This is a genomic window from Desulforhopalus glucosivorans (genome assembly GCF_054397165.1).
Genome location: NZ_AP044854.1, coordinates 758,775 through 774,635, shown reverse-complemented (window position 1 = coordinate 774,635; position 15,861 = coordinate 758,775). Strand labels below are relative to the sequence as shown.

Here is a 15,861-nt window from a genome sequence, read left to right as displayed (position 1 = left end):
TGAATTGGGCTTCCTCCAGACCACACCTCACGATGTCGCCCTCGGAGTCTTCGCTTACCTGCCCTTCTTCTAACCTTCGGCTCTGCTTATACCTGGTAAGAGGACTTACACCTCTCTAGTTTCATGCCATGCTCGGCACACACGTTGAGCTCACAGGATTTTGCATGAAAATGCTTGAATGGAAGCAAGATCAAGGAGCATTGAAAAACCAAAAAAGAATGCAGTAGCCGGAACTGGCAAAATTCCTTGTGTGGCATTTTGTTAGCTGTTGTCTTAATTGCTTTTCAGTTTATTAAAAGAGATTTCAACCCCTTTAACTCGTGAGTTTTTTATTTTTACATCTGCACGGTAATTATAATCAACATCGAGTTCTTTGTTGTTTCTCCATTTTATAATGACTTCTGGACCACCATGTTTCCCAAAAGTGTCTTGACCATGGCCATTTTGAGCAAGGAAAACCTTGGTACTTTTTTTACCATAAATATTTTGAAATATAGGTATTAATGAAGAGTTTTTAACCCATGAAATGTCAACCTGAGTATTGAACCCTGTCGTGGCACCACAATCTACCTGATAAACCTTAGCTTTCAATATTTGGTTAGGAGAATATTTCTCAGAAATGATAGTTTCAGCACAAAGATCATGCGTGGCGATGCCAACAAGGGTTATGAACAGACAGAAGGCAATCAACATGGTTCCACTCAAGCAACAGATTGATATAATGGCAGTTTTCATGTATTTATTTCGTCGCGTCAACCATTTGTAAAAATACTTTCCGATAATTGTTGAGAATGAAAGAATTACAACAAATAATATGAAACTTGAAATGCCTTCTTCTGAATGACTGAAAGTGTTTTGAATGAAATCGGGCAATAGGAAGCTAGACAAAATAAATATTATTATCCCAGTAAATAAGCCTGCCATTTTTGAAAACAAATTCATATATCTATTTTGTGCTCAGCTAACGCTTGCAAATAACCGGTGCAAATGGAGCGCAGCGGAATTGCATCCGAGTTAATTTGCCTAGTTGGGCAATATCATTATTAACCCGGTGGGCATTCTCATCATTTAAGATGCGTTATATTTGACTAAATACCCGTTGCTCCAATGACATAAATTACGATCTAAATGCCCGCCGGATTAATACAAAGCAGGAAGGAGATTTTCTTTTTGTAGAACCACAGTTTTCCTTTCAGCTTCATTTAATACTTCAATAGTTAAGCTGTTAATTTCTTCATCTGTAAAAATGACCATTAATTCAAATACTGACTGAATCGAACTAGTTTCAATAGAGTTAATCTTAATAATCTCATCTCCAGGTCTTAGACCTTTTTTAAACGCAACTGAATTACGCCAAACTCCTGAGACTATGGTTTTCTGTTCTTTTCTCGTCAACGCAATCCCGTAAGTAGGAATGTTACGTTCAAAGGGCAAAGATAAAGAGCGCAAAATCAATTCTTCTGCAGGATAATTAAGTACAACTATATATTTTTCTAGAAAGCTATTGCCAATTAAAATTTGCCCATCGTTGTGGTCATGTGACTTGGCTGGAATGTTATGAAGTTTCAGGTTGCCAATTTTTACATTATTTAAAAGTAAGGCATAGTCTTCTTTTTTGCCTAAACCGAACATTCCAAAACTCATTGATCCTTGTGAGGAAACGACACTGCCATTTTTAAACGAAGGTATTTTATTTATAGTTTTTGGCAGCGCAATATAACCATAAAGCCCTGTATCAATAATCCCGTGGTCTTGAAGCACCCCATCAACTTCACACTCTACGACCGGAGCAAATCCGTGTAACATGTCAAGTTTAATTGGTATCCTTATTTCATTTCTTTGTAGCTGAACAGGTTTGGTATCATGAGATAGGGTTAGTTCCTTTTTCTGATAATCAATGGTAACCTTGAAGTGCTTTAAAAAATTTGATCCTAATATACCATCAATTTTATGCGGAAAAATAGAATTAAAATCAGTAATACCTGATGCACATTTATTTACTTCCACATTCCCGACAATGACACTATCCAACTGTACCAAATTGATCGTTTTTAAGTTGCCGCCAGTGCCTCCAGCATTAACCTCTATCCCTTTTGGCAATGATAATTCTTTAACAACCTTTTCACTCATCATGGTCAATGCGCCGGTATCAAGAATAAATGTATATTCTTTGTTAGAGTGATTAACTTTTGCTTTTACAAGAATCTGGTGCCCTTCAACAATAAACGGAATTACACTATCACTGTCATTTTCAATTACAGCCTCACTGTCATTTAATAGCTTAAATGCCTGTATTGCTGTACAGCCTGGTAGAAAAATAATTAAAATGAGTACTGCAGTAAAATAACTTAAGATTTTATCCATTTTCCCTTCTTTATTGTTAATTCCTGTTCTTAGTTTTTGGCCATTGAGGTAGGACGGCCAGTTACCCGACCGCCCCCTCACAGATCCCTGCGTGCGGTTTTCCCGCACAAGGCTCCTCAGTATTGTTCGCTTCGTACAAGAACATTCTCATGCCCTCTTTGCTATTCCCCTCAGTGAGGTTGGCTTGCATTATTCGGCCTTTCGTATCCGTACAAGTTTCCTTTGCGGGCTACACAATACCGTCATCCCCTTCCCCATGTGATCGGCGTTACCGTCTCAGAGTAGTATGAGATGATCTGACTCCCTTCGCTTAATTTACCCATCGCGACAGCCTTTTTGTGATTGAACTGTCCTACCCCTGATCGGTAAATCGGGGGAGGTGGAAGGGTCTCCCAAGTTCCTGATGCTTCTCTCACTACATGCCACGCTCTCGGACCCCGGCAGTCCCTCGGGAATCTCACCATAGCGATTCCTCTGTCCTGGCTTCCGGTACGTTAAAGCCGTCGCCAACTGCACTTTACTCTAACGAGGCTGAATTGCTTAAAGGAGGTACGTCTCCCCTGCGGCCTGCAGTGTTCCCTGTGTACGCTTCGCAATCTTTGTTCACCGGCTAAATGTGCCGACTCCGCCGACCCCGCAACACTCGGTACGGGCTGCTGGTTAAGCTTTGCCCGATTGGGACTTCCTGCCCAGGAACTTAAGCAGGGCACCCTATAAGAAGCACCAAGCTTCGCTTGGCGCACCAACGTAGAATTCAGTGGTTTGCGGATTAACAGTAAAATGTTCGATAAATGTAGAAGATACTAAGTACTTCGATGCTGCAAAACACCGCATACCTCAGCAAATCCACTGGAGTGGCTGGTTGTGCTTTTTACATTTATTTTTGCACACTTACCCAGACAAGTATCAAGTCATTTTCGCCTGCATTCCTTGTCCTATGCCCCTTTCCATACGTATCTTCAACATACAAAACTGAACCTGGCTCAAACTTCTTCATTTGGCCTGTGCTACATTGAATTTCAAGAATTCCTTGCATCACTAGTAGATATTGACGATCAGGAGCATAATGCAGTTCAAGCATTTCCCAGCCGGGTTTGGCTTGAAAAAAGCGAACACTTTCTGATGCCTCTGCAAGTGAAACCATGAACCCAGAAGGCCTATGATTAAATTCAATAATTTCTTCCTTGAAGTAAGTTTCTCCTGATTCGTCTACACCCAGCCTAGTATAATTCATGGAAATTTTGTGGTTTTCTTCTGCTAACAGCAATTCAGCCCGAAAGAAAAAAGAAAGAACTAGTAACAAAATCGGAATAATATTATTAAGTTTCATATATAACTTTGCCTGTTTGAGATGAATAGATCATTCCTTTAAGAACAATGGTTGATTTACTAGCAAACTTCATCAAGGCCTGTGATACTGTTTGTTGTCCTCAGCGTCTTCGTTAAAATCTTTCTTAAAAAAATATGAGTAAACCACCCAGAGGCCTAAAAGAACAAGGATTATTGGTATGAAAATATAATGGAAAGTATTAAGTGTATAGATTCTTGATGGGATTTGATTGTGACTGATTACTGTTATTTCATCTCCCTCTTTCGGACAAAAGAAAAAATGATAATTAATTTCGCTTTTATATTCTCTTAACAATCCTTTGCTATCATAGAATTCAATAAATGGTTTACAACCTGTAAACTTCCCCATCCCATCTTTTACGACAATTCCACTATAAGTACTTGAATGTGACCAATCAAAAAGAAAGGAACTGATCTTGTATGCACCAGGTACAATCAGTATTAAAAAAATTAGCACAACCAAGATTCTTTCTACGATATTTGTCATTAATTTTTCTTAAGCACAACGTTGAACTCAGTGGTTTGCGGATGAAAAGTAATTTGCTCGAATAGTATCGGAATTACTTAACACCCCTTTTCTTCAAAATACCGCCGACCTCAGCAAATCCACTGGAGTGTCTAGTTATCTTTAATTTTGATAATTTTTTATTCATCGTCATAGAACAATTCTTCTTCTTTAAAAAGCACTAAGTACCCAAATGAGGTGGCGAAGCAAACAACAGCACCTACCAGTGATAGTATGAATTGACTTAGATCTTCTCCCCAACTATGCCTTAACGTGACATCCTGAGCTTCAGGATTAAAGATGTCCAATCCCATTCTTCCAATATTTTCTATGCAAAGATACGATAAATAAAGACCCAAACCTAAAGAAAGAAAACCCCAGAGATATTTTTTAATCTTCTTTTTCAAACCTTTTTTCTCATCTATTGTGGATCACTTTTACAATCAATCTATTTTTCTGTCAGAAGACGTTGAGCTCACAGGCCCGCGCTGTTTACGGGTCCTCGTCGTGTAGCGCCTGGTTAGCTATTTTATTCTTTAATTTTCAATTTGTTACGTGTTATTTTGCTAGGACCGAAGACTTTGCTAAGGTATCCCCACTCAATTTCTTTAATTTTATTGAGATTATAAAAAAGATTGTCGTTACTAATATCTTTGTAATAAAGAGTTTGTTCTATAGTTTTAATTATCACTAAACCGTTGACCTTTATAGAGATAATATTGTTGAAAGGGATAAGTTTTGAATGATTTCTTCGTAACAAGTGAACTTCAAGGGCACTTTTTTCAAAGTCAAAATGAATAGTTTCGATATACTTCTGAAAAGACCTTTCAAATATATAAAACAAAGCTAAGAAGAAAACTATTACTCCAAACATACCTCCAATATTGATGCTCTCCCTACCAATATAAGAAGCAAGTATAATAATGAATACTAAAGACAAACCAATTTTCCATGAATTTTTTCCAACAAAAGAGTCCATTTTATCAATGGAAAAAATGCTTTCATCAATATGTTCTTTATTCTGCATTAAACTGTGAAATTCAATTTTTTAAGCATTGAGGTAGGACGGCCAGTTACCCGACCGCCCCCTCACAGATCCCTGCGTGCGGTTTTCCCGCACAAGGCTCCTCAGTATTGTTCGCTTCGTACAAGAACATTCTCATGCTCTCTTTGCTATTCCCCTCAGTGAGGTTGGCTTGCATTATTCGGCCTTTCGTATCCGTACAAGTTTCCTTTGCGGGCTACACAATACCGTCATCCCCTTCCCCATGTGATCGGCGTTACCGTCTCAGAGTAGTATGAGATGATCTGACTCCCTTCGCTTAATTTACCCATCGCGACAGCCTTTTTGTGATTGAACTGTCCTACCCCTGATCGGTAAATCGGAGGAGGTGGAAGGGTCTCCCAAGTTCCTGATGCTTCTCTCACTACATGCCACGCTCTCGGACCCCGGCAGTCCCTCGGGAATCTCACCATAGCGATTCCTCTGTCCTGGCTTCCGGTACGTTAAAGCCGTCGCCAACTGCACTTTACTCTAACGAGGCTGAATTGCTTAAAGGAGGTACGTCTCCCCTGCGGCCTGCAGTGTTCCCTGTGTACGCTTCGCAATCTTTGTTCACCGGCTAAATGTGCCGACTCCGCCGACCCCGCAACACTCGGTACGGGCTGCTGGTTAAGCTTTGCCCGATTGGGACTTCCTGCCCAGGAACTTAAGCAGGGCACCCTATAAGAAGCACCAAGCTTCGCTTGGCGCACTAACGTTTAGCTAAGGGGCGGCGTGATTTCTACACTGAACTTGGAGTAAAAGATTTATTGTCGATTTACCGATAAACTTTGTAAAAGCCGTAACCTCACGCCGTCCCTTGGAGCGCCAGGTTATATACTCTTAATGGTTGTTTTGTCATTCATGTTTAATCGTAATATTTTACCAAAAAATAATAGACTGATAAAAGGAAGTATGCCAGACAAAAGCGTGTTTCCTCGAAAGAACAGTGAGAAGCTAAAAGCAAATAGAGATGCCAGTAATAGATAAATAGATCGGTTTATAACAAGTTTTCTATTGGGGTGCTCAACGCCAATGAAACCATGAGCAGAGAAAAACGTTGTTAGTAAGCCAACCACTATGAGAGATGAAAACAGTGCTGATTGCATCAGATTCTTATACATACTAAGAATTGGGCCAATACTGAGCAGAAAACCCATGCCACCAACAAAAAGGAAAACATTTACAGCTAAAATAAAACGATTGAATGTGTTTTTACGACGAGACAATAAAATGGTTTCTACTAACGCAATACCGCCACCAACAATAAATGCCATTTTCCAATTTGGGCTGTCAGATCCATCAGGCCACCGGGTAATCGCAAGAAAGATAGATAGTGGAACAAATTGAATTAAAAGAAATAATTTGCTAGCCATGCCTATATTTTTGAATTTTCCTCTCATAATTAAGGTAGAACGGCCAGTTACCCGACCGTCCCCTCGCAGATCCCTGCGTGCGGTATTCTCGCACAGGGCTCCTCAGTATTATTCGCTTCGTACAAAAACATTTCAGCTCCAGTACCCTGTGATCCGAGGCCGGGGAATTGAGAAACTCCGTAAGAGTTCTTCAAAACCTCGCCAGTTAAAGCTTTTCCGCTGACTCCTCCTATTCAACCATTTATAGACTATCTTGCAACTCAGATTGTAGAAGGAACCGAGTTTATCAAAGTTACCACTAACACCATAATAATTGTAGTGCCCACGTAGTTTTGCCATAAATTGCTCCATGAGTTCAGTGACTCCTGAAACACACCGATTGCTTCTGATCCACGCCTTCATGTTTGACAGTGCCTGCTGGAATTTCTTCCGAGCGGTTACCATTCTAACAAGAGGCTTCTTTTTCAAGCTAATGACCCAGCGATATTCAAAGCCAAGAAAAACAAAACTCTTGCTACGTTTCGTTTCAAACCTACTGAACCGTATAGCTTTTGTTTTGTCGGCTGCAAGTTCCAGGTTAAACTTGCCCAGGCGTTTAGGAAGAACGCGAACTACTTTCATCAAGTCACTGCAGTACTGAAAACAGCACACATAGTCATCAGCAAAACGAATCAGATAAGCATCACCCCGACATCTGGGTTTAACAACTTTCTCAAACCAGAGATCAAGGGCAAAATGGAGATAAATGTTGGCCAGGACTGCGGAGATCACTCCGCCTTGAGGTGTTCCTGTAACGGGTAGTATTACTTTGCCGTCAACCTCAAGGATGCCTGCTTTGAGCCACTTCTTCACAAGATGGAGAAATGGCTGGTCATTGATACGCTGCTCCAGCATACGCAGGAGCCAATCATGATCAAGATTATCGAAAAAGCCTTTAATATCTGCATCCAGTACCCAACCGAACTTGCCCCGATGAATACGTTGACTCAACTCAAGGGCCGCTGAACGAGGACCTTTACCCTGCCGATATCCGTGACTGCACGGCAAGAAATCCTGTTCAAATATGGCTGACAGGATCTGCGCTGCGCAATATTGCACAAGTTTATCACCAGTCTCAGGGATACCTAGAGGACGTTGTTTGCCTCCTGGCTTTGGAATATATTGTCTTCGAACAAGACCAGCTTTGTAGCGTTTTTCTTTCAACGCTTCTGTTATCTGGCTAACGTTGCCATCCAAATCAATTCCAAACTCTTCCCAGTCCACACCGTCAACTCCTGGAGCTGATTTGCGGTTGAGTTGACCATAGCACCACCGAAGGTTGCCTTTGTTGAGCAAACTGTACAGATTACCGAATCGGTATTTTGGAACTTCCTTTGCTCTTTTTGCTATTCCCCGCAGTGAGGTTTGCATATGTTTATCAGCCTGTCTTATCTGCATATGTTTCCTTTGCGGGCTACATAATACCGTCATTCCCTTCCCCATGTGAACGGCCCTACCGTCTCGGAGTACTATGGAATGATCTGACTCCCTTTTACCCATCAGATGCTCTTCTTGTGGTTGATACATCTTACCTCCACGAGGAGGAGATAAAAGGGTCTCCCAGGTTCCTGACACTTCTCTCACTGCATGCCACGCTCTATGACCCCGGCAGTCCCTCCAGAATCTTGCCATGACGATTCCTTTGTTCTGGCTTCCGATACGTTAAAATCGTCGCCAACTGCACTATACTCTGACGAGGCTGAATTGCTTAAAGGAGGTACGTCTCCCCTGCGGCCTACGGTGTTCCCTGTGTACGCTTCACGACTTTTGTTCGCCGTAATTAGCTCCGCGAGTCGCGCAACACTCGGTACGGGCTGCTGGCTAGGCTTTGCCCGACAGGGACTTCCTGCTGTATAGCAGGGCACCCTGCAAGAAGCGCCAAGCTTCGCCTGGCGCACTAACGTAGCGTTCACAGGCCCGCGCTGTTTGCGAAATCCAGTGTAGTGACTTGTTAGATGATAATTATGGTATTTCTGCTCCCCACCCGTCAAAATAACAGCCATAATTCCAACCTGCCGTTACCATATAATCTACCCATTGCAATAATATTTTTTCATTGACTTCTGTAGGTTGGGTATTTCCGCTTAAAAGCCAAAGACTAGTTTTTTCATTATCATTTTCTGGTTTTATTTCTACTTTGTACTCATATTCGAGAAAATGTTGCATGCAGTCTTTAGCAGAGGTCTCAGATGAACAATAGAAGAAAAATTCTAATTTCAATTTTGATTTCTCAGTAGCACCATTCGCTTGTAGTTGCTCCCAAGTCTTAATTGTCATAGACAGCTGACTTTTTAACAGTTTTTCGTATTCGGTATTGTCTGCTAGCACTAAATTATAGCTCCCTGAGACTAATGTTATAAAAGTGGAAATAATTATTAAAGAATGTTTCATTTCAATCTCATACATCATTGAGGTAGGACGGCCAGTTACCCGACCGCCCCCTCACAGATCCCTGCGTGCGGTTTTCCCGCACAAGGCTCCTCAGTATTGTTCGCTTCGTACAAGAACATTCTCATGCTCTCTTTGCTATTCCCCTCAGTGAGGTTGGCTTGCATTATTCGGCCTTTCGTATCCGTACAAGTTTCCTTTGCGGGCTACACAATACCGTCATCCCCTTCCCCATGTGATCGGCGTTACCGTCTCAGAGTAGTATGAGATGATCTGACTCCCTTCGCTTAATTTACCCATCGCGACAGCCTTTTTGTGATTGAACTGTCCTACCCCTGATCGGTAAATCGGGGGAGGTGGAAGGGGCTCCCAAGTTCCTGATGCTTCTCTCACTACATGCCACGCTCTCGGACCCCGGCAGTCCCTCGGGAATCTCACCATAGCGATTCCTCTGTCCTGGCTTCCGGTACGTTAAAGCCGTCGCCAACTGCACTTTACTCTAACGAGGCTGAATTGCTTAAAGGAGGTACGTCTCCCCTGCGGCCTGCAGTGTTCCCTGTGTACGCTTCGCAATCTTTGTTCACCGGCTAAATGTGCCGACTCCGCCGACCCCGCAACACTCGGTACGGGCTGCTGGTTAAGCTTTGCCCGATTGGGACTTCCTGCCCAGGAACTTAAGCAGGGCACCCTATAAGAAGCACCAAGCTTCGCTTGGCGCACTAACGTTGAGTTGAGCGGCGAGCTTCAGCGAGTCCGACTCGAACGGCTGGTTAGCAGAAATATCTTTAATTCAAGTCATTTATGCTCAAACTAAATAGCTCCAGAATATCATTTTCAAGTTTTTTCCCATCAAAATTCTTTGTTGTTCTTTGATCTAGTATTCTGACAGAATCAATTATATTCTTTATGACTAGATTAATTCTTAAATCATCATTTCCATTGCAAAATTTGTCGTAGTCTATTCGAAGCCTAAAATCACTTGATTTTGTTTTGCGTTTAAAGAGTTTCCTTTCCTTAAACCAGCCCTTAGATTCCATTTCTTTGGGAAGTTTGATAATTACAGGAATTATGTTGAGCTCATTAACTTCTTCCCCATAATCTCTCGATGCAAGAAAGGGTTTTAGTCTACTCTCAATATAGCCAACGGCTTTGTTAAACTTTTCAGGTATTTTGTCAGCAATATTTATATCTGAGATTTCACCACTTAAAAATAGTTTCATTTTTCATATGTGCTGCTAACGGAAAATTCAGGGGCCCGCGCTGTTTGCGGGTCCGCTGGAATGTTTTGATATGTGTTTAATATTATGCTTCTTTTCTAAATGATTCAATATGTAGAATATAACTTCTTGGGGCATTCATTTCATTAGCGCATTGATTCATTTCGTTAATATAATCTGGTTCTGGGTCACCAAAATCGAATTCTTCTGAAATAAAACAAAGAGCTTGGCGGAATAGACCATTGTCCATTTCTGCCATCACGGGGTAAGGATAGTAAGCTTGACCAAACGTTTGATGAACCTTTGTATAAAGTTCTGTCAACTCATTATGTCTGACCAATGCTAGGCCGCCATAGCAATTGTGTTCAGCACTTCTTTCCAGATTGACTCTTGGTTTTATTGATAAAGAATATCCAGACACCTTTGCAGGATAGGTTTTTTCGCAATTGATCCCATGCTGTTTCAAAATTCTAGCACTCATAAATGTTCCATAGAAAAACACCCATACGTCGTTCATAACGTTCCTTTTTATGAGGTTTATTTTCGTCACATATCGGTTGAACTCACTGGAAAAAAAGGTGCGTAGCAAAATGTATAGAACTAGAGATATACATGGTGCGTACCGAGAAGTAACCCAAACCCCTGACCCCTTTTTTTCCAGTGCAGTGACTTGTTAGCATTTTTATTTATTTCATTGGTTGACGGATAATAGTTTTCCACTTCTCTGGTTTTGCCCTTCGTATATCACTAAGATATATTTCGTGATGTTTGCCTGTTCGTGAGGAGCCAAGTTCCTGAATATAATTATGAACTTTTTCTATGGTTGGCCCTTCCTCTGAAAATGGTCCTATATGCATCATCTGGGCAGAATTTCCTTCCGCATATTTTTGAAATTTCAATAAGGGGAGGGCCACTGGATTTTTTTTCTTTTTAACCTCTGAAATTGCAACTTCAACCATGTCTTGAGTAATTAATTCTGGTTGCATAATCATTAACTTCCATTTCCAATCACTTTTGTCGTCAACACTAAAATCACGCATATCATCACACCACCAAAGTCCTTCAAGAGGCAATACACCATAATCAATTCCGATTTCGCCTCGTTTGACCATAAATTTCAACGTGTAAGAAACAGGGTAAAGGCACTGAATTGCATCTTGAAACGCCACCGATGTGTTCGGATCTCCTTTGCCGTCAATCATCAGGAAATTCATTTCTGGCACATCAACAGTGGCAACGGTTTTGGGTGAGGGTTTATATAAATGCTTAAGTTCTTTTTTGTAGTCAATTTTGCTCATGATATATTTCCATTTGTGGGATGCATTGAGGTAGGACGGCCAGTTACCCGACCGCCCCCTCACAGATCCCTGCGTGCGGTTTTCCCGCACAAGGCTCCTCAGTATTGTTCGCTTCGTACAAGAACATTCTCATGCTCTCTTTGCTATTCCCCTCAGTGAGGTTGGCTTGCATTATTCGGCCTTTCGTATCCGTACAAGTTTCCTTTGCGGGCTACACAATACCGTCATCCCCTTCCCCATGTGATCGGCGTTACCGTCTCAGAGTAGTATGAGATGATCTGACTCCCTTCGCTTAATTTACCCATCGCGACAGCCTTTTTGTGATTGAACTGTCCTACCCCTGATCGGTAAATCGGGGGAGGTGGAAGGGGCTCCCAAGTTCCTGATGCTTCTCTCACTACATGCCACGCTCTCGGACCCCGGCAGTCCCTCGGGAATCTCACCATAGCGATTCCTCTGTCCTGGCTTCCGGTACGTTAAAGCCGTCGCCAACTGCACTTTACTCTAACGAGGCTGAATTGCTTAAAGGAGGTACGTCTCCCCTGCGGCCTGCAGTGTTCCCTGTGTACGCTTCGCAATCTTTGTTCACCGGCTAAATGTGCCGACTCCGCCGACCCCGCAACACTCGGTACGGGCTGCTGGTTAAGCTTTGCCCGTTTGGGACTTCCTGCCCAGGAACTTAAGCAGGGCACCCTATAAGAAGCACCAAGCTTCGCTTGGCGCACTAACGTGGACATAACCGGCGAGCTTCAGCGAGTCCGTGTTGATGGATTTGTTATTTGATCCAATATGTAAATTTCATGACTTACTAGTCATATCAGTAAGAAATTATAATATATTTTAGTGTTTTTTTTGTGAATATGGTGTGGGTTAAATTGCAATAAGTCTGACTTAAAATAGACCAAATAATAAAATTATTTTAAATTTCAATAGAAACAGCGGTCGAGTAGTTTTTTAAGCCAAACCTATTGTTCTAAATTAGTAGCCTAAATATCCATTTCTTCTACATCACCACCGCCAGACATTAACAGATTTCCGCTAATTGATGTTGCACCCATTTTATTTAGCCATGTAACAATATCTTCTTCTCTTGTTCCAGAGGGGGACCCAATTAGTTTAAAGATGATTGCACACCCATTTGTCATGATCGTCTCAGGAATCCACCATGAGTCAAACTGAACACCCATTGTTAAATTCTTTTTTTGCAGATAATCATGAATAGTTATTTCATCACCTGATTCTGAAATTAATTTGTCAATATCTTTTAAGATATCTTCTACTACCTCTAATTTGTCATAATCATCAAATTTAACAAATAATGCGATACCACTTTCTGACATAGCTTTCTCCGATAAAAAAAAATATTTATTTGGGTGCAAATCAATATACAACTAACTTATTTACTTCAACATCTAACGTATTAATAGATTGTTTTTTTAGAAGGATAATAATTAAAACCATCCTAACCATTACGCAACGGTTGAACTCACTGGAAAAAAAGGTGCGTAGCAAAATGTATAGAACTAGAGATATACATGGTGCGTACCGAGAAGTAACCCAAACCCCTGACCCCTTTTTTTCCAGTGCAGTGACTTGTTAGCATTTTTATTTATTTCATTGGTTGACGGATAATAGTTTTCCACTTCTCTGGTTTTGCCCTTCGTATATCACTAAGATATATTTCGTGATGTTTGCCTGTTCGTGAGGAGCCAAGTTCCTGAATATAATTATGAACTTTTTCTATGGTTGGCCCTTCCTCTGAAAATGGTCCTATATGCATCATCTGGGCAGAATTTCCTTCCGCATATTTTTGAAATTTCAATAAGGGGAGGGCCACTGGATTTTTTTTCTTTTTAACCTCTGAAATTGCAACTTCAACCATGTCTTGAGTAATTAATTCTGGTTGCATAATCATTAACTTCCATTTCCAATCACTTTTGTCGTCAACACTAAAATCACGCATATCATCACACCACCAAAGTCCTTCAAGAGGCAATACACCATAATCAATTCCGATTTCGCCTCGTTTGACCATAAATTTCAACGTGTAAGAAACAGGGTAAAGGCACTGAATTGCATCTTGAAACGCCACCGATGTGTTCGGATCTCCTTTGCCGTCAATCATCAGGAAATTCATTTCTGGCACATCAACAGTGGCAACGGTTTTGGGTGAGGGTTTATATAAATGCTTAAGTTCTTTTTTGTAGTCAATTTTGCTCATGATATATTTCCATTTGTGGGATGCATTGAGGTAGGACGGCCAGTTACCCGACCGCCCCCTCACAGATCCCTGCGTGCGGTTTTCCCGCACAAGGCTCCTCAGTATTGTTCGCTTCGTACAAGAACATTCTCATGCTCTCTTTGCTATTCCCCTCAGTGAGGTTGGCTTGCATTATTCGGCCTTTCGTATCCGTACAAGTTTCCTTTGCGGGCTACACAATACCGTCATCCCCTTCCCCATGTGATCGGCGTTACCGTCTCAGAGTAGTATGAGATGATCTGACTCCCTTCGCTTAATTTACCCATCGCGACAGCCTTTTTGTGATTGAACTGTCCTACCCCTGATCGGTAAATCGGGGGAGGTGGAAGGGGCTCCCAAGTTCCTGATGCTTCTCTCACTACATGCCACGCTCTCGGACCCCGGCAGTCCCTCGGGAATCTCACCATAGCGATTCCTCTGTCCTGGCTTCCGGTACGTTAAAGCCGTCGCCAACTGCACTTTACTCTAACGAGGCTGAATTGCTTAAAGGAGGTACGTCTCCCCTGCGGCCTGCAGTGTTCCCTGTGTACGCTTCGCAATCTTTGTTCACCGGCTAAATGTGCCGACTCCGCCGACCCCGCAACACTCGGTACGGGCTGCTGGTTAAGCTTTGCCCGATTGGGACTTCCTGCCCAGGAACTTAAGCAGGGCACCCTATAAGAAGCACCAAGCTTCGCTTGGCGCACTAACGCTTTGCTCAGCGGAAAAATGCGAGCGCGAGCGAGTAGTTTTTCCGATGTAGCAACTTGTTATGTACTTATATTAATTTCTGAAATTTCTTTACAACCATTCTGCGGTTATACCCTTTGCTTTAAATTGTTCTAAAATTCCATTATCTGAAGAATGAAATAGAGTTACATTTTTTAACTTAGGCAATAAAGTAGCATCCTCCGCTGAATTAATATTAAAAATATCATTCGTTCCACTCCAAAATGGGCAAATAGTCATGTAAATATCATCTCCACCATCTTGATACAGCTCATCAATATCTTTTACTTGAGAATCTAAAATTTCCAGATTATTAAAGTATTCCAATATTTCAGGAATAATTTCATATCCCTCCTCATCAATATCAATGGTTCTTTTATCGTAATTTTCTGCAAACTCAAAAGGGTCTATTGCAGGTTCTAGAATATTTTTTTCATACATCAAAACATTAATTACTGCTAATCTAAAATTAGGATCTTTGAATTTTAATACTTTAGACATTTTTTATATTTATCCATGGATTGATTACCGCTTTAGCCTAGCAGAGACATAACGCCAAGTTTCACTGGACGCGGCGATCTATCCGCGATCCAGTGAAAACTTTTGTTGGGCTAATGTAATAAAATCATCTACACCGGCTTCTGAATTGAGGTAAATTTGTTGACCTTTAAAACCATTCATAAGCTTTTTATGCCCTTCGTAGGATCGCGCATTTTTCCTCTCATAATATTTAGATGCCCACTCTACCAGTTGTCGGAGCCCTTCTTCAGATTCGTTTCTTCCCATATGTTGTTTTGATTCTGATCCTCGAATCAACAGCCTATCTCGGCAAATCGGCCAGTCAATATCCAACCAGATAAAATACTGTGAACATTCCATAAATTGTTCAGCTAATTCGCCAAAAACTCCTTCAGCTATCCATGATTCATGACTTTTAGATTCGTCAATCATTTTAGTCACTACTTCTGCGGGCCTTGGTTTATCGAATCCGCCAGGTTCCCAAAAGATGTGATCCAAATGGATCACTGGAGATCCATCAATCTTTGCCAAATTTTTGGCCAACCATGTTTTCCCGCTTCCGCTATTTCCTACTATTATCATTCTCATGAGAGTGGCGCCCAACAAGTTATTATACAGAAGACTGAGTATAGCCACCCATATGGTACTGCTCATCCTTGGAGGTGCTCCACTCAAAATTTTTATATTGTGAGATATCAGATAAATAGATTGATGTAATCGATGCAAGTTGTTAGTGTTTTACTTCTGGGTAACATTACATAAAAACATATTACAGGTGTGTACATTTAGGATCTG

Annotated in this window: 17 protein-coding genes; all 17 read right to left on the bottom strand. The window is 41.4% G+C overall.

Translation table 11 applies throughout. The features are described from left to right. Positions 1-273 precede the first annotated feature (273 nt). The 17 genes from ACX6CI_RS03365 to ACX6CI_RS03285 all read right to left on the bottom strand — a co-directional run bounded on the left by ACX6CI_RS03365 (position 274) and on the right by ACX6CI_RS03285 (position 15,654). The gene (locus ACX6CI_RS03365) at positions 274-735 is read right to left on the bottom strand and encodes a DUF5412 family protein (RefSeq protein WP_458776766.1); all 462 of its coding nucleotides are present in this window, start codon (positions 733-735) and stop codon (positions 274-276) included. A gap of 405 nt (positions 736-1,140) precedes the next feature. Continuing rightward, positions 1,141-2,364: a retroviral-like aspartic protease family protein gene (locus tag ACX6CI_RS03360; RefSeq protein ID WP_458776765.1), complete on the bottom strand. Its 1,224-nt coding sequence runs from the start codon at positions 2,362-2,364 to the stop codon at positions 1,141-1,143. Between the two features lie 877 nt (positions 2,365-3,241). Next, positions 3,242-3,694 carry a cupin domain-containing protein gene (locus ACX6CI_RS03355; protein ID WP_458776764.1) on the bottom strand — a complete coding sequence of 151 codons (453 nt, stop codon included), beginning with the start codon at positions 3,692-3,694 and terminating at the stop codon, positions 3,242-3,244. A gap of 72 nt (positions 3,695-3,766) precedes the next feature. Then, positions 3,767-4,201, bottom strand: a complete 435-nt coding sequence (locus ACX6CI_RS03350; protein WP_458776763.1) for a hypothetical protein — start codon at positions 4,199-4,201, stop codon at positions 3,767-3,769. A 158-nt stretch (positions 4,202-4,359) separates the two neighbouring features. Continuing rightward, positions 4,360-4,626 carry a hypothetical protein gene (locus ACX6CI_RS03345; protein ID WP_458776762.1) on the bottom strand — a complete coding sequence of 89 codons (267 nt, stop codon included), beginning with the start codon at positions 4,624-4,626 and terminating at the stop codon, positions 4,360-4,362. 122 nt (positions 4,627-4,748) lie between these two features. Then, positions 4,749-5,246 carry a hypothetical protein gene (locus ACX6CI_RS03340; protein ID WP_458776761.1) on the bottom strand — a complete coding sequence of 166 codons (498 nt, stop codon included), beginning with the start codon at positions 5,244-5,246 and terminating at the stop codon, positions 4,749-4,751. 848 nt (positions 5,247-6,094) lie between these two features. After that, positions 6,095-6,637 (bottom strand): hypothetical protein, encoded by a 543-nt coding sequence (locus ACX6CI_RS03335; RefSeq protein ID WP_458776760.1) that lies wholly within the window; start codon positions 6,635-6,637, stop codon positions 6,095-6,097. Between the two features lie 132 nt (positions 6,638-6,769). Beyond that, entirely contained in the window at positions 6,770-8,203 is a 1,434-nt protein-coding gene (gene ltrA, locus ACX6CI_RS03330; protein ID WP_458776759.1) for a group II intron reverse transcriptase/maturase, read from the bottom strand. Between the two features lie 53 nt (positions 8,204-8,256). Next, positions 8,257-8,679, bottom strand: a complete 423-nt coding sequence (locus tag ACX6CI_RS03325) for a hypothetical protein (protein WP_458776758.1) — start codon at positions 8,677-8,679, stop codon at positions 8,257-8,259. Continuing rightward, the gene (locus ACX6CI_RS03320; RefSeq protein ID WP_458776757.1) at positions 8,639-9,067 is read right to left on the bottom strand and encodes a ribonuclease E inhibitor RraB; all 429 of its coding nucleotides are present in this window, start codon (positions 9,065-9,067) and stop codon (positions 8,639-8,641) included. The genes ACX6CI_RS03325 and ACX6CI_RS03320 overlap by 41 nt, the downstream gene beginning before the upstream one ends. 782 nt (positions 9,068-9,849) lie before the next feature. Beyond that, positions 9,850-10,284, bottom strand: coding sequence for an Imm44 family immunity protein (locus tag ACX6CI_RS03315; protein ID WP_458776756.1), 435 nt, complete (start codon positions 10,282-10,284; stop codon positions 9,850-9,852). A gap of 82 nt (positions 10,285-10,366) precedes the next feature. Beyond that, positions 10,367-10,798: a gamma-glutamylcyclotransferase family protein gene (locus tag ACX6CI_RS03310; RefSeq protein WP_458776755.1), complete on the bottom strand. Its 432-nt coding sequence runs from the start codon at positions 10,796-10,798 to the stop codon at positions 10,367-10,369. A gap of 169 nt (positions 10,799-10,967) precedes the next feature. Then, complete coding sequence (locus ACX6CI_RS03305; protein WP_458776753.1) at positions 10,968-11,579, bottom strand: GyrI-like domain-containing protein; 612 nt, start codon at positions 11,577-11,579, stop codon at positions 10,968-10,970. A gap of 986 nt (positions 11,580-12,565) precedes the next feature. Next, a complete protein-coding gene (locus ACX6CI_RS03300; protein WP_458776754.1) occupies positions 12,566-12,919 on the bottom strand; it encodes a hypothetical protein in 354 nt (117 codons plus the stop codon). A gap of 269 nt (positions 12,920-13,188) precedes the next feature. Then, positions 13,189-13,800 (bottom strand): GyrI-like domain-containing protein, encoded by a 612-nt coding sequence (locus tag ACX6CI_RS03295; protein ID WP_458776753.1) that lies wholly within the window; start codon positions 13,798-13,800, stop codon positions 13,189-13,191. 819 nt (positions 13,801-14,619) lie between these two features. Next, positions 14,620-15,048: a DUF6892 domain-containing protein gene (locus tag ACX6CI_RS03290; RefSeq protein WP_458776752.1), complete on the bottom strand. Its 429-nt coding sequence runs from the start codon at positions 15,046-15,048 to the stop codon at positions 14,620-14,622. Positions 15,049-15,126: 78 nt separating this feature from the next. Further along, entirely contained in the window at positions 15,127-15,654 is a 528-nt protein-coding gene (locus ACX6CI_RS03285; protein WP_458776751.1) for a P-loop NTPase family protein, read from the bottom strand. Positions 15,655-15,861: the final 207 nt, after the last annotated feature.

Coding starts and splice junctions, on each gene's coding strand:
- ACX6CI_RS03310 (WP_458776755.1), bottom strand. CDS start 10,798: ATGAACGACGTATGGGTGTTTTTCTATGGAACATTTATGAGTGCTAGA.
- ACX6CI_RS03285 (WP_458776751.1), bottom strand. CDS start 15,654: ATGAGAATGATAATAGTAGGAAATAGCGGAAGCGGGAAAACATGGTTG.
- ACX6CI_RS03360 (WP_458776765.1), bottom strand. CDS start 2,364: ATGGATAAAATCTTAAGTTATTTTACTGCAGTACTCATTTTAATTATT.
- ACX6CI_RS03335 (WP_458776760.1), bottom strand. CDS start 6,637: ATGGCTAGCAAATTATTTCTTTTAATTCAATTTGTTCCACTATCTATC.
- ACX6CI_RS03365 (WP_458776766.1), bottom strand. CDS start 735: ATGAAAACTGCCATTATATCAATCTGTTGCTTGAGTGGAACCATGTTG.
- ACX6CI_RS03305 (WP_458776753.1), bottom strand. CDS start 11,579: ATGAGCAAAATTGACTACAAAAAAGAACTTAAGCATTTATATAAACCC.
- ltrA (WP_458776759.1), bottom strand. CDS start 8,203: ATGTATCAACCACAAGAAGAGCATCTGATGGGTAAAAGGGAGTCAGAT.
- ACX6CI_RS03315 (WP_458776756.1), bottom strand. CDS start 10,284: ATGAAACTATTTTTAAGTGGTGAAATCTCAGATATAAATATTGCTGAC.
- ACX6CI_RS03350 (WP_458776763.1), bottom strand. CDS start 4,201: ATGACAAATATCGTAGAAAGAATCTTGGTTGTGCTAATTTTTTTAATA.
- ACX6CI_RS03300 (WP_458776754.1), bottom strand. CDS start 12,919: ATGTCAGAAAGTGGTATCGCATTATTTGTTAAATTTGATGATTATGAC.
- ACX6CI_RS03340 (WP_458776761.1), bottom strand. CDS start 5,246: ATGCAGAATAAAGAACATATTGATGAAAGCATTTTTTCCATTGATAAA.
- ACX6CI_RS03295 (WP_458776753.1), bottom strand. CDS start 13,800: ATGAGCAAAATTGACTACAAAAAAGAACTTAAGCATTTATATAAACCC.
- ACX6CI_RS03325 (WP_458776758.1), bottom strand. CDS start 8,679: ATGGCTGTTATTTTGACGGGTGGGGAGCAGAAATACCATAATTATCAT.
- ACX6CI_RS03290 (WP_458776752.1), bottom strand. CDS start 15,048: ATGTCTAAAGTATTAAAATTCAAAGATCCTAATTTTAGATTAGCAGTA.
- ACX6CI_RS03320 (WP_458776757.1), bottom strand. CDS start 9,067: ATGAAACATTCTTTAATAATTATTTCCACTTTTATAACATTAGTCTCA.
- ACX6CI_RS03355 (WP_458776764.1), bottom strand. CDS start 3,694: ATGAAACTTAATAATATTATTCCGATTTTGTTACTAGTTCTTTCTTTT.